We start from the raw sequence: 13,316 nt of genomic DNA on the forward strand, positions 1-13,316 counted from the left end.
GACAGCCGCTCAGGCGTTGCCTTCTCCGAGTCCGGCGCCGCTCCCACCGCTCTCTCCGACCAGCGCATACGTCTGTGTGGCGATCTCCAGTTCCTCGTCCGTCGGCACCACGGCGACGGCGACCCGCGCGTCCCGCGGAGAGATGAGCCGCGGCTCACCGCCGCGGACCGCGTTCAGGTCGCCGTCGACCATGAGGCCCAGCTGCTCCAGCCCGGCGACGGCCGCCTCGCGCACCGGCGCGGCGTTCTCGCCGACCCCGGCGGTGAAGGCGACGGCGTCCACCCGGCCGAGGACCGCGTAGTAGGCGCCGATGTACTTCTTCAGGCGGTGGATGTAGATGTCGAAGGCGAGGCGGGCCTGCTCGTCGCCCTCGTCGACGCGGCGGCGTATCTCCCGCATGTCGTTGTCGCCGCACAGACCGATCAGACCGCTCCGCTTGTTGAGAAGAGTGTCGATCTCGTCCGTGGACATCCCGCCAACACGCTGCAAATGGAAGATGACGGCCGGATCCACGTCACCGGAGCGCGTACCCATCACGAGCCCCTCCAGCGGCGTGAGCCCCATGGAGGTGTCGACGCACCGGCCGCCCCGCACGGCCGACGCGGAAGCGCCGTTGCCCAGGTGCAGCACGATGACGTTCACGTCCTCGGGCGCCTTGCCGAGCAGCCTCGCGGTCTCCCGGGACACATACGCGTGCGAGGTCCCGTGGAAGCCGTAGCGGCGGATGCGGTGCTCGTCGGCGGTTCGCACGTCGATCGCGTAGCGCGCCGCCGACTCCGGCATCGTCGTGTGGAACGCGGTGTCGAAGACGGCGACCTGGGGCAGGTCCGGGCGCAGCGCCATGGCGGTGCGGATGCCGGTGAGGTTCGCCGGATTGTGCAGCGGCGCGACCGGGATGAGCCGCTCGATCTCCGCGAGCACGGCGTCGTCGATGACCGTCGGCTCGGTGAACCGCTGCCCGCCGTGCACCACCCGGTGGCCGATCGCGGCCAGCTCGGCGGAGTCCAGACCGAGCCCGTCCGCGGCCAGCTCCGCGGCGACGGCCTTCAGCGCGGCGTCGTGGTCGGCGATGGGGCCGATCTGCTCGCGGCTCCGGCCGCCGGTCAGCGGAGTGTGCTTGAGCCGGGAGGTCTCCTCGCCGATCCGCTCCACCAGGCCGACCGCCAGCCGCGAGCTGTCGCGCATGTCGAGCAGCTGGTACTTCACCGACGAGGAGCCGGAGTTGAGGACGAGGACGCGCGAGGCACGGGTGGCCGGGCGCGGCCCGCCGGACGCGGCGGTCGTGGGCGACGGATGGGAGCTCACTGCTGGGAAGCCTTCTGGTCGGGGGTCTGGGCCTGGATCGCCGTGATGGCGACGGTGTTGACGATGTCCTGGACGAGCGCGCCGCGGGAGAGGTCGTTGACGGGCTTGCGCAGCCCCTGCAGGACCGGCCCGACGGCGATCGCGCCGGCCGAGCGCTGCACGGCCTTGTAGGTGTTGTTGCCGGTGTTGAGGTCCGGGAAGATCAGCACGGACGCCTGCCCGGCGACCTCCGACTCCGGGAGCTTCGTCGCGGCGACCGACGGCTCGACGGCGGCGTCGTACTGGATCGGCCCCTCGACGCTCAGATCGGCGCGGCGCAGCCGCACCAGCTCGGTGGCCTCGCGCACCTTGTCGACGTCGGCGCCGGAGCCGGACGTCCCCGTCGAGTACGACAGCATCGCGATCCTCGGCTCCACACCGAACTGCTCGGCGGTGGCCGCCGACTGGATGGCGATGTCGCTGAGCTGCTCGGCGTTCGGGTCGGGGTTCACCGCGCAGTCCCCGTACACCAGGACCTTGTCGGCGAGACACATGAAGAAGACCGACGACACGATCTTGGAGTCCGCCTTGGTCTTGATGATCTCGAAGGCGGGCCTGATGGTGGCGGCCGTGGAGTGCACCGAGCCGGAGACCATGCCGTCGGCGAGCCCCTCCTCGACCATCAGCGTGCCGAAGTAGTTCACGTCGGCGACCACGTCGTGCGCCAGCTCCACGGTGACGCCCTTGTGGGCGCGCAGCCGGGCGTACTTCATCGCGAAGACGTCCCGCAGCTCGGAGGTCTGCGGATCGACGATCTGGCATCCGCCGAGGTCGATGCCGAGGTCGGCGGCCTTCTTGCGGATCTGGTCGACGGGCCCGAGCAGCGTCAGGTCGCACACCCCGCGGCGCAGCAGCACCTCGGCGGCGTGCAGCACGCGCTCCTCGGTGCCCTCGGGGAGGACGACACGCCGCTTGTCGGAGCGGGCCTGCTCCAGCAGCTTGTGCTCGAACATCATCGGCGTGAGCCGGTCGCTGCTCGGGGCGGAGACCCGCTTCAGCAGATCGCTCGTGTCCACGTACCGCTCGAAGAGACCGAGCGCGGTCTCCGCCTTGCGGGGCGTGGCGGCGTTCAGCTTCCCCTCCAGGGAGAAGAGCTCCGCCGCGGTCGGGAAGGAGGTCCCGGCCACCGAGACGACCGGGGTGCCCGGTGCGAGACGCGCCGCCAGGGTGAGGATCTCGTCGCTGGGCCGCTCGTTCAGGGTGAGCAGCACGCCGGCTATCGGGGGAGTGCCGGCGCTGTGCGCGGCGAGCGAGCCGACGACGAGGTCGGCGCGGTCGCCCGGGGTGACCACCAGACAGCCCGGGGTCAGGGCGCGCAGGAAGTTCGGCAGCATCGCACCGCCGAAGACGAAGTCGAGCGCGTCGCGGGCCAGTCCGGCGTCGTCGCCGAGGAGCACCTTGCCGCCGAGGGCATGGGTGATCTGCGAGACGGTGGGCGCGGAGAGCGCGGGCTCGTCGGGCAGCACGTAACAGGGCACGGGCAGACGGGAGTCGAGCCGTTCGAGGATCTCGGCGCGGTCCTCGGGCGCCACCCGGTTCACGACCATGGCGAGCACGTCGCAGCCCAGCCCGTCGTAGGCGCGGTAGGCGTTGCGCGTCTCGGCGCGGACCGACTCGGCGTTCTGCCCGCGACCGCCGACGACCGGGATCACGGAGGCGGCGAACTCGTTGGCGAGCCGCGCGTTCAGGGCCAGCTCGTCGGGGAGCTGGGTGGCGGCGAAGTCGGTGCCGAGGACGAGGACGACGTCGTACTCGCGGGCGACACCGTGGAAACGGTCGACGAGCGTCGACACCAGTTCGTCGGTGCCCTGCTCGGCCTGGAGCGCGGACGCCTCGTGGTAGTCCATGCCGTACACCGTCGCCGGGTCCTGGGACAGCCGGTAGCGGGAGCGCAGCAGCTCGAAGAGCCGGTCCGGACCGTCGTGCACAAGCGGACGGAACACCCCCACCCGGTCGACCTGGCGGGTCAGGATCTCCATGACCCCCAGCTCGACGACCTGGCGGCCGTCACCGCGGTCGATTCCGGTCACGTACACGCTGCGCGTCACGCGTGCTCTCCGTTTCATCCCGATCGTGCACTTCGGGGCATCGTGGTCTTCGCGGTCTGTGCTCTTCGCGACCCTGCCCGCTTTACGGCGCGGAAAAATGGCCCGCTGGGGTGAGCAGAACCCCCTTGACAATACCCCCGCGGCTGGATAAGGCGCCCGCCGGACCCGAGGTCACGAGGTGCAGACCGGGATGCACAGGACGGAAGCGACGCTGCCGGGGAGCCGTGAAACAATCGGATCGGCTCACCGGCATCAACAGCGAGCAGGAGACACAGCACGATGCGCATCGGAGTTCTCACCGCAGGCGGCGACTGCCCGGGGCTGAACGCAGTGATCCGGTCGGTCGTGCACCGAGCGGTCACCAACTTCGGCGACGAGGTCATCGGCTTCGAGGACGGGTACGCCGGCCTGCTCGAAGGCCGCTTCCGCACCCTCGACCTCGACGCGGTCAGCGGCATCCTCGCCCTCGGCGGCACCATCCTCGGCTCCTCGCGTCTGCAGCGCGACCGGCTCCGTGAGGCCTGCGACAACGCGCAGGACATGGCCCGTGAATTCGGTATCGACGTCCTCATCCCGATCGGCGGCGAGGGCACGCTGACCGCCGCCCGCATGCTCGCGGACGCCGGCCTGCCGGTCGTCGGCGTCCCGAAGACGATCGACAACGACATCTCGTCGACGGACCGCACCTTCGGCTTCGACACCGCCGTCGGCGTGGCCACGGAGGCCATGGACCGGCTGAAGACGACCGCCGAGTCGCACCAGCGCGTGATGGTCGTCGAGGTCATGGGCCGGCACGCCGGCTGGATCGCCCTGGAGTCCGGCATGGCGGCCGGCGCCCACGGCATCTGCCTGCCCGAGCGCGCCTTCGACCCCGCCCACCTGGTGGCGATGGTCGAGGAGCGCTTCTCGCGCGGCAAGAAGTTCGCCGTCGTCTGCGTCGCCGAGGGCGCCCACCCCGTCGAGGGCACCATGGACTACGGCCACGGCGAGATCGACCAGTTCGGTCACGAGCGCTTCCAGGGCATCGGCACCGCCCTCGCCGGCGAACTGGAGCGCCGCCTCGGCAAGGAGGCCAAGCCGGTCATTCTCGGCCACATCCAGCGCGGTGGCACGCCGACCGCGTACGACCGTGTGCTCGCCACCCGCTTCGGCTGGCACGCCGTCGAGGCCGCGCACCGGGGCGACTTCGGCAGGATGACGGCACTGCGCGGTACGGACGTCGTGATGGTGCCGCTCGCCGAGGCGATCACCGAGCTGAAGACCGTGCCGAAGGACCGGATGGACGAGGCCGAGTCGGTCTTCTGATCGTCCCCGGAGCCCGGAGCCCGGAGCCCGGAGCCCGGAGCCCGGAGCCGGGTATCGGGCATCGGAGCCGGGCATCGGGGCCGTGAGCCGATGTCGGACGGTCGCGGCTCCGGCGGGCCCCGGCGCTGTCATGGCTCCGGCGGCCCCGGCGCGGTCACGGTCGCGGGGCGGCGGGCGCGTGCGTCAGGCGGTGGTGCTCTGGACCATCGTCCAGAAACGATCGACGATCCGGTCGAGGAAGTCGCGTCCCGACTCGCTGGAGTCGGCCGCGGCCGAACCACCGCCCCAGCTCAGTGTGGCGACCATCTGCCCCTGATAGTCCGCGTGCATCTTCTCCAGGACGACCTCCAGGAGGTGCCGGTCCAGCGGCACCATCTTCCCCACCGGTCGCACATAGGCCTGCCAGCGCGTCGTCATGGCACTGCGCAGCAGGTCCGCGAGCTTCTCGTCGCGCCCCGTCACGGTGATGAAGTCGGGCAGCGACAGTTCGAGGATGTCGGCGAGCGCGGTCGACTGCCGCTCGTTGCCGCGCCACGCGTCGGACTCCTCCATCCGCTGGTACGCGAGGAGTTCCAGACCGGCCGCGCGGGCCACGTCCTCCTGCGCCAGCCCCCGTGCGACCCGGTGCTCGCGCAGGGTGCGCGGCGCCCCGATGAGTTCGCCCGGCGAGCACCACAGCACCCCCGCGAGCGCTGTCAGTTCGGGCGAGCTCGGGGCGGCGATCCCGCGCTCCCAGGCCGTGACCAGGTCCGGAGTGACGTACGGCAGTCCGTACGAGGCCCGCATGCCGTACGCGACGTGCTCGGGCCCCATGCCGAGCGCCGCCCGCAGTCTGCGGGCGGCGGGGGCGTTGAAGGGCGGGGTGGGCTGATGGGCTTGCGGTAGCTGCACGCGCACAAAGTATGGGTACGGTGCAGCGGTGACTACGGGCTGTTCGGCCACAATCACGGATTGTAGGAACATACGGTTCCGGCCGTCGTCGGGACGGCCGAGGGCCACACCCGTGCCGCCTCGCCGGTTCCGTCGTGGCGCGCTCCATACGGTATCGCCAAGTCCCCTGTCCAGCACGGGTGTTGGGTCGGCCGGCGCGGCGTACTGTGATGTCGGGCGAGGTTCGGAGGCGGCACGGGGGACAGCACGATGACCGAGTACGACGGGGACCATCTCGACTTCCGGGGCGGGAACTTCACCGGTCCCTTCACGGCGAAGGCCGAATTCCACGAGCACGGGCCGGCGCCCACCGCGCTGGACGCGCTGCCCATGCGCGTCGGCGGCTTCACCGGCCGGGACAGCGAGCTGCGGGTGCTGCTGGACGTGCTGGCCCCCTCCAAGTCCGGCGGTCCCGCGACGGTCGTCGTCACCGCCGTGTCGGGGCTCGGCGGCATCGGCAAGACGGCGCTCGCGGTGGAGGCGGCGCACCAGGCATGCGAACGGGGCTGGTTTCCCGGCGGGGTGCTCTTCGTCGACCTGCACGGATACGACTACAACGAGGAGTCCGTCAGCGCCGAACAGGCCCTGGAGGCTCTGCTGCGGGCCCTGGGCACCGCGTCCCAGCACATCCCGAGCAGGGCGGAGGAGCGGGCCGCGCTGTACCGCTCGGCGCTGGCCGAGCGGGCCCGCGAGCGGGGCCCGATGCTGATCCTGGCCGACAACGTCGGCCTGTCGGAGCAGGTACGGTTCCTCCTTCCCGGCGGCGGCGTCAACCACCGCCTGCTGGTGACCTCCCGCGAACGTCTGCCCCAGCACGGGGCCAGACTCCTGCCGCTGGACGAGCTGACACCCCGGGCCGCGTTCGACCTCCTCGACCGGGCCCTGAGGCTGGCGGATCCCCACGACCACCGGATCCGTCACGAGGCCGCGGCCGCCGAGGAGCTCGCCTCCCTCTGCAAGCACCTGCCGCTCGCCCTCCAGATCGCGGCCGCCCGCCTGGCACTGGACCGGTCGAAGCCGGTCGCCGAACTCACGGCCGAACTGACCGGGCTACGGGACCCGCTCGCCCTCGACGACGGCGAGCGCAGTGTCCGCGCCGCCTTCGAACTGTCCTACCGCCGGCTGTCGCCCGAGCAGACCCGCCTCCTCGGACTGCTCGCGCTCGCACCCGGACCCGAAGTCACCACACAGGTCGTCAACGCGCTGATCGGCGCCGAGAGCCCACCGGTGCGGACCCTGGAGGCACTGGCTCGCGCCCATCTCGTCGAACAGGGCACCCAGCGCGGCCGATGGCGGCTGCACGACCTCGTGAAGGCGTTCGGGATCGACATGGTGAAGCGGGACCCGGCGCTCGCGGAGGAGGGGGAAGCGGCCCGCTCGCGGGTGCTCGCGTTCTTCTGCCGGTGGACGGAGGCCGCGGACGCCCGGCTGCGCTGGCTGGACGGAATGCCGGAGCCCGAGCTGTTCGCCGACCGGGCGGCGGCGCTGAAGTGGCTGGACGAGCAGCGGGCCGGACTGGTGGCGGCCGTGCAGTGGGCGCAGGAGGCGCGGTACGCCGCCGCGGCGGTGCGGCTGGCCGAACTGCTCGCCGTCTACCTGGACTGGCGGCGCCACTTCGACGACCTGATCGTGGTGAGCAGCGCCGCCCAGCAGGCCGCGGAACACGCCGGGGAACACCGCAGCGAGGCCGCCGCCTGGAGCAATCTGGGCAACGCTCTGGGCGGCGCGGGCCGAACGGGGGACGCCATCGAGGCCCTCACCCACGCCCGGCAGCGCTATCAGCTGGCCGGCGACCGGCACGGCGAGGCGATCGCCCTGAGCAGTCTCGGCGCGGCCCTGCGCGACGAGGACCGCCCCGCGGACGCGATCGACGCGCTCAACAGCGCTCTCGCGCTGTACCAGCTCACGGCCGGGGACCGGCACCGCGAGGCGATCGCCTGGACCACCCTCGGTCTCGCGCTGGCCCAGGACGGCAAGGCGGAGGCGGCCATCAACGCGCACACCCGCAGCCAGGGACTGTTCAGGGAGACCGGGGACCGTCACCGCGAGGGCATCGCGTGCAACAACCTCGGCAGCGCGCTGATGCAGGCGGGACGCGTGCGGGAGGCGATCGAGTCGTACCGCAGAGCCGTGGGGATCTACCAGGAGTTCGAGGACTGGTACCGGACCGGCCGGGCCCTGGAGAACCTCGCGCGGGCCCATGGAGCGGCCGGCGCCCCGTACCAGTCACGGGACTGCTGGCTCCGGGCCGCCCGGGCGTTCACCGAGGCCGACGCGCCCGACCGGGCCGCGCGGGCGCTCGCCGAGGCCGAGGTGCCGGTGCCCGCACCGGCCGAATCCGGCTGGGGATACCCGCACGGGTCCGGTCTGCCGTTCCCGGGCCTGCCGGGTCTCTCAGCCTTTGACGGCACCTCCCAGCGCGAATCCTCCGCCGAGGCGGCGGGCGACCAGTACGTACAGGAGCAGGACCGGCGTTGAGTAGATGATCGAGAACGCCGCCAGCTGCCCGTACACCACCATGCCGCGGTTGCCGAAGAACTCGTTGATGCTCACGGACGCCGGCATCTGGTCCGGTGTCAGCAGCAGCATGAAGGGGACGAAGAAGTTCCCCCACATCATGACGAAGGAGAAGACCGTCACGACGGCCACGCCCGGCCCCATCAGCGGCAGCACGATGCGCACCAGGGACTGGAGGGAGGACGCCCCGTCCGTCCAGGCCGCCTCCTCCAGCTCCTTCGGCACCCCGTCCATGAAGTTCTTCATCAGCCAGATGGCGAAAGGCAGTTGGGAGGCGGCGAAGAAGTAGATCGTGCCCTGCATGGTGTCGATCAGATTCACCTGCACGAACAGCGCGTACACCGGAACCATGATCGCCGTGATCGGCAGGCTCGTCGCGAAGAGGATCGTCAGGAGGAACGGGCGGTTCAGGCGCGAGCGGAAACGCGACAGCGGATAAGCCGCCAGCGCCGCGCACACCACCGTGAGCAGGGTGCCTCCGCCGCACAGGATCAGGCTGTTGAGCAGGGGGGTGAAGGTGATGTCCGGTTTCAGGACGGCGTCGAAGTTGGACAGGGTGAGGCCGTCCGGCGCCTTCACCCGCAGATCGGCATGCGCGTCCAGCGAGGACAGGACCACCCAGGCCAGCGGCAGCGAGAACGCCGCCGCCACGACGAGGAGCCCGGCGTCCGCGGCCAGCCTCCGGCCCGTCCGGCGCGACTTGAGGGTCACGCCCCGCCCGGTGGGACGCGACTTGAGCGTCGCCCCGCGTGTCAGTACGGCCATCTCACACCTCCGTCCGCAGCAGGCGCATGTAGACCAGCGAGAACAGCGAGCCCACCACCAGGAGCAGCAGCGCCACCGCCGTCCCGTACCCGATCATGCTCTTCTGGAAGGCCTGCTCGTACATGAACAGCGGGAGGGTCTGGCTGCGGTTGCCCGGGCCGCCGCGCGTCATCACCCAGATCAGCCCGAAGACGGACAGCGTCTGCAGGGTGTTGAGCATCAGGTTCGTGCCGATGGAGCGACGGATCATCGGCAGGGTGATGTGCCACAGGCGCCGCCAGCCACCTGCCCCGTCGACCTCGGCGGCCTCCGTGATCTCCTTCGGGATCTCGTTCAGTGCGGCCGAGTAGACCAGCATCGAGAAGGCCGTCCCGCGCCACACGTTGGCGAAGGACACCGCGAGGATCGGCAGGGTGAACATCCAGTTCTGGGTGGGGAGATGGAGCCATTCGAGGATGGCGTTCAGCGTGCCCTCGCGGCGGAAGAAGGCGTACAGCAGGAATCCCGCCACCACCTCCGGCAGCACCCAGGCCGTGATGACGATCCCGCCGACCACGGTGCGGACGGGCTTGGACGCACGCTGCATGAGCGAGGCGAGCGCCAGACCCAGCGTGTTCTGGCCGAGCAGCGACGACACCACCGTGAACACCAGCGTCAGCCAGACGGCGTTGCGGAACGCGTCGTCCCGGAACGCCGCACGGAAGTTCTCCAGGCCGACGAAGGACGACTGGGCCTGGCCGGTGAGCTGGAGGTCGGTGAAGGCGATGTACGCGCAGTAGGCGATCGGGCCGGCGAGGAAGAGCAGCAGGAGGACGACGGCCGGGGCGAGCGGCAGGGCGCGGGTCAGGGAGCGCAGGAGACCTCCCCGGCGCACGGGGGGCGGGGACGTCTTGCCCACCGTGCCGACCGGGGACGCCGTGTGCGTACCGACGCTCACTTCTCGATCACTTGGTCGTCGGTGGCCGCCTTCAGTTCCTCGTCGTAGCCGCTCGCCGCCTTGTCGACCGAACTGTCACCCGTGGTGACACTCTCCATGGCCTCCTGGATGGCGGTCGAGACCTTGGGGTACGCCGGGTACGCGGGCCGGTAGTGCGTGCTCGCCACCAGGTCGGTGAAGAACTTGATGCCGGGCTGCGCCTGCACGTAGGCGGGGTCGGCGGCGACGTCCTTGCGGACCGCGATGCCGGAGTTGGCGATGTACCACTTCTGGGCGTTCGCCTTGGTCTGCATCGTCTCGATGAACTTGAAGGCCAGGTCGGGGTTGGCCGCCTTGGCCGGGATCGACCAGGTCCAGCCGCCCGACATGCTCACCTTGCCCGGTGCCTGGCCGTGCTGGGTGGGCATGTGGGCGAGGCCGAGCTTCTGGGACCACTCGGGCCACTCGTGCCCGGCCCCCTTCAGCCAGTCCTGCGGCAGCCAGCTGCCGTCGAGGTTGATGCCGAGCTTGCCCTCGGGCAGCAGCTCGCCGCGGATCCGGGTCTGGATGTTGGGGTCCAGGGCGTCGGGGACGTCGAGGCCGAGCTTCTCCTTGTAGACCGTCTCCACGAAGCCGAGGGAATCCTTGAAGGCCTGGCCGGAGGCGATCCACTTCTTCGACGCGGAGTCGTACAGGGGGTCGGACTGTCCGTCGCCCGTCCCGTACAGCAGCATCTCGAAGCCCTGCATGGTGGCGGCCTCACCGGCGGGTTTGCCCGTGTAGACGTTCAGGGGCGTGACGCCGGGGACCTTCTTCTTGATGGTCCGCGCGGCGGAGAGGACGTCGTCCCACGTCTTCGGCTGCCAGTCCTCGGGCAGACCCGCCTTCTTGAATATCCCCTTGTCGAACCAGAGACCGCGGGTGTCCGTGCCGTCCGGGACGCCGTACGTCTTCCCGTCCTGCGCCTTCGCCGCCGCCTTCGCGGTGTCGATGAACTGGTCCCAGTCCGACCACTTGTCCAGATAGGGGTCGAGGGGCTTCAAATACCCGCTCGTGATGTCGGAGTTGATGAGGAAGGTGTCCTCGTAGACCAGGTCGGGGGCCGTCTTGGGCGACCTGAGCATCTGCTGGAGCTTGGTGTAGTACTCCGAGTCGGGGGCCTTGATCGGGACGAGCTCGACCTTCTTGCCCGGGTTGGCCTTCTCGAACTGCTTCTTCATGTCGGCCAGGTAGGTGTCCATCACCCGGACCGAGTTGTCGGTCGACTGTTTGAAGGAGATCTTCACGGTGTCGGGGTCACTCCCGGACCCGGATCCGCATGCGGTGAGTGTGGTGGCGGCGAGCACTGTCGCGAGCAGAAGTGGGGCGGCGGTGGGGCGCACGGGCACGACCTCCTACTGACCGACATCGTTGTCGGGCGAGCCGAGTTGTCTGCTCGGTGAACTTAGGAGGTGTGCGTATGTCAGGTCAATGACCTTGCGGCGGCTCGGGCTTGGGCGGCCTCCTCGGGCGCGCCGGCTCGGCTGAGGGCTTCGGCGGCTTGAAGGTAGTGGGCGCGGGCCGCTGTGGGCATATTCGCACCTTCGTAGATGCGAGCGAGATTCAGCGAGGTTCGGCCCGCTCCTTCCCAGTCCGTGAACTCCCGATACATTCGGAGGGCCGTCGCGCACGCCTCGATAGCCTCTTCCCGCCGCATCGCCTCCTGCAAGGCCGATCCGAGGCCGGCCCATGCCATGGCTTCGCCAGGGAGGTCGTCAACGACATGGTGCAGGTGGCACGCATGAGAGTAGGCGTCGATCGCCTCAGTAAGACGACCCACATCCTGAAGGGTGTTGCCGAGGTTGTGGGAGGCTGCGGCTTCGCCGCTGACGAAGCCAGTGGCACGGTGCAGATCGCGGGCGTGGGTAAGGGCCTCGGCTGCCTCCGTCGGTCGGCCGAGGTCTGCCAGCGTGAGCCCGATGTTGTTCCAAGCGCTGGCTGTACCGTGCGGATCGTCGGTGGTCTGGTATAGGTCACGTGCGTCTGTGTGGGCGTCCATTGCCTCCGCCAGTTGATTGAGCTCTCGCAGGGCGAAACCCAGACTGTTGAGGATGCGTGCTTCGGCGATCCGGTCACCGGTCCGCTGAGCTGCGGCGCGCGCGGGGCGGCTCATGGCGATCCACTCGACACAGTCCCTACGCCAGTTCAGTCCGTAGTCCATGAGGTGCAGCGTCAATCGGACCGCCTGGTCAGCATGCCGCCCTCGTTCCGACCACTGAACAGAGGCCACCAGGGCCGTCCGTTCCGCATCGAGCCAGGCCAGCGCCTCATGTCGGCTTGTGAAATGTTCGGGCGCCGCACCCGGGGGCGCTTCCGCAGCAGGGCATCGGCGTCCCGTGCCCTTCGGCAGTAGAACTCCAGCAACCGGTCGCGGGCGGCCTCGCCTTCCTCCCTCTGGACAGGGGTGCTCACTGCTGCCGCTGCCCCATAGTCACGCACCAGGTCGTGCAGCCTCCACCGCACACCGCCGTCCGTCGGTGCGGGCGTGACGAGGTGCGAGGCGGCCAGTTCCTCCAGCAGCGCGAGCGTGCGATCGGTGGGGAGGTCTGCCAGCGCGACCGCGGCGTGCGTATCGACCTCGGCCGTGGGCGCGAGGGCGAGCAGGCGCAGCAACCTCGCCTGGTCCGGCGGAAGTTGTCCGTACGCCGAGTCGAAGATCGGCCGTACTCCCAGCGTCGTGGTTCGGTCGCCGGTTTCTTGGAGGTCGTCCACGAGTGAGGCGATGCTGCGGTACCGGCGTTTGCGCAGCATGCCGACGGCGATGCGGAGGGCGAGCGGGTGGTGGCCGCACACCGCGGCGAGCGCGGCGACGGCCTCGGGCTCGCGGGCGGGTCGGTCGTCCAGATCGTCGCTGAGGCGCAGAGCCTTGTCGACGAGGTCGGCCGCCGCCGCGGGATCGAGGACGTCGAGGTCGATGAGCCGGGCCGGGAGATCCGTCAGCCGGCTGCGGGAAGTGATCAGCACGCGATGGTGATCGGTTCCGGGCATGAGCGGCGTGAGCTGCGCCGGGTCGGAGGCGTTGTCCAGGAGCAGCAGGGTCGGGTCGCGCCGCTGTGCGAGCAGGGTGCGGTACAGGGCGTACTGCGCGGATGGCGTCTGGGGCAGGTCGGAGCCCCGCACCCCGAGCCCGTCCAGCAGTGCGAGCAGTGCCTGGTCGGCCGTCACCGGATCGGGGTCGTAGCCCCGGAAGTCCACGAACAGGGTTCCACCCGGGAACCAGCCGTGCCTGAGCGCCTTGTGCGCGGCGGACAGGGCCAGCGACGACTTGCCGATGCCGCCCAGCCCGGACACCGCACAGATCACCACGGGCAGGTCGGACTCGGCGGCCGGGTCCAGAACCCGCAGCAGGCGGGCCAGGGCGTCGTCCCGCCCGGTGAATCCCGCGGGCACGGCCGGAAGCGCAGCGGTCGCCACCGGGACCGGCCCGTGAACGCGGCCGGAGTTCGCCTTCG

10 protein-coding genes are annotated in these 13,316 nt (G+C 70.4%); 2 read left to right on the forward strand and 8 right to left on the reverse strand.

The window, feature by feature from the left end:
- Positions 1–9 precede the first annotated feature (9 nt).
- On the reverse strand, positions 10–1,305 hold the full coding sequence (locus ACSYGO_RS31480) for an acetate kinase (protein ID WP_460388493.1): 1,296 nt from the start codon (positions 1,303–1,305) through the stop codon (positions 10–12).
- A complete protein-coding gene (gene pta, locus ACSYGO_RS31485; RefSeq protein ID WP_426682131.1) occupies positions 1,302–3,392 on the reverse strand; it encodes a phosphate acetyltransferase in 2,091 nt (696 codons plus the stop codon). Before pta ends, ACSYGO_RS31480 begins: the two co-directional genes overlap by 4 nt.
- 279 nt (positions 3,393–3,671) lie before the next feature.
- Here pta and ACSYGO_RS31490 point away from each other — a divergent pair, with 279 nt between their 5' ends.
- Positions 3,672–4,697 (forward strand): ATP-dependent 6-phosphofructokinase, encoded by a 1,026-nt coding sequence (locus ACSYGO_RS31490; RefSeq protein ID WP_426682132.1) that lies wholly within the window; start codon positions 3,672–3,674, stop codon positions 4,695–4,697.
- 183 nt (positions 4,698–4,880) lie between these two features.
- Here the strand turns inward: ACSYGO_RS31490 and ACSYGO_RS31495 are convergent, their stop codons facing one another.
- Positions 4,881–5,510: an XRE family transcriptional regulator gene (locus ACSYGO_RS31495; protein WP_426682158.1), complete on the reverse strand. Its 630-nt coding sequence runs from the start codon at positions 5,508–5,510 to the stop codon at positions 4,881–4,883.
- Between the two features lie 327 nt (positions 5,511–5,837).
- On the opposite strand from ACSYGO_RS31495, the gene ACSYGO_RS31500 reads away from it, so the two are divergent.
- Positions 5,838–8,105: a tetratricopeptide repeat protein gene (locus tag ACSYGO_RS31500; RefSeq protein ID WP_460388495.1), complete on the forward strand. Its 2,268-nt coding sequence runs from the start codon at positions 5,838–5,840 to the stop codon at positions 8,103–8,105.
- Here ACSYGO_RS31500 and ACSYGO_RS31505 read toward each other — a convergent pair.
- The 5 genes from ACSYGO_RS31505 to ACSYGO_RS31525 all read right to left on the reverse strand — a co-directional run bounded on the left by ACSYGO_RS31505 (position 8,022) and on the right by ACSYGO_RS31525 (position 13,254).
- Positions 8,022–8,909, reverse strand: a complete 888-nt coding sequence (locus ACSYGO_RS31505) for a carbohydrate ABC transporter permease (RefSeq protein WP_426682134.1) — start codon at positions 8,907–8,909, stop codon at positions 8,022–8,024. The genes ACSYGO_RS31500 and ACSYGO_RS31505 overlap by 84 nt on opposite strands.
- A 1-nt stretch (position 8,910) precedes the next feature.
- Positions 8,911–9,807, reverse strand: coding sequence for a carbohydrate ABC transporter permease (locus tag ACSYGO_RS31510; protein ID WP_426682159.1), 897 nt, complete (start codon positions 9,805–9,807; stop codon positions 8,911–8,913).
- A 35-nt stretch (positions 9,808–9,842) separates the two neighbouring features.
- On the reverse strand, positions 9,843–11,213 hold the full coding sequence (locus tag ACSYGO_RS31515; protein WP_432189579.1) for an extracellular solute-binding protein: 1,371 nt from the start codon (positions 11,211–11,213) through the stop codon (positions 9,843–9,845).
- Positions 11,214–11,287: 74 nt separating this feature from the next.
- Positions 11,288–12,025, reverse strand: a complete 738-nt coding sequence (locus ACSYGO_RS31520) for a tetratricopeptide repeat protein (protein WP_460388497.1) — start codon at positions 12,023–12,025, stop codon at positions 11,288–11,290.
- A gap of 11 nt (positions 12,026–12,036) precedes the next feature.
- Complete coding sequence (locus ACSYGO_RS31525; RefSeq protein ID WP_460388499.1) at positions 12,037–13,254, reverse strand: NB-ARC domain-containing protein; 1,218 nt, start codon at positions 13,252–13,254, stop codon at positions 12,037–12,039.
- Positions 13,255–13,316: the final 62 nt, after the last annotated feature.

Source organism: Streptomyces krungchingensis (assembly GCF_054729265.1).

Coding starts and splice junctions, on each gene's coding strand:
- ACSYGO_RS31490 (WP_426682132.1), top strand. CDS start 3,672: ATGCGCATCGGAGTTCTCACCGCAGGCGGCGACTGCCCGGGGCTGAAC.
- ACSYGO_RS31495 (WP_426682158.1), bottom strand. CDS start 5,510: ATGGGGCCCGAGCACGTCGCGTACGGCATGCGGGCCTCGTACGGACTG.
- ACSYGO_RS31500 (WP_460388495.1), top strand. CDS start 5,838: ATGACCGAGTACGACGGGGACCATCTCGACTTCCGGGGCGGGAACTTC.
- ACSYGO_RS31505 (WP_426682134.1), bottom strand. CDS start 8,909: ATGGCCGTACTGACACGCGGGGCGACGCTCAAGTCGCGTCCCACCGGG.
- ACSYGO_RS31520 (WP_460388497.1), bottom strand. CDS start 12,025: ATGGACTACGGACTGAACTGGCGTAGGGACTGTGTCGAGTGGATCGCC.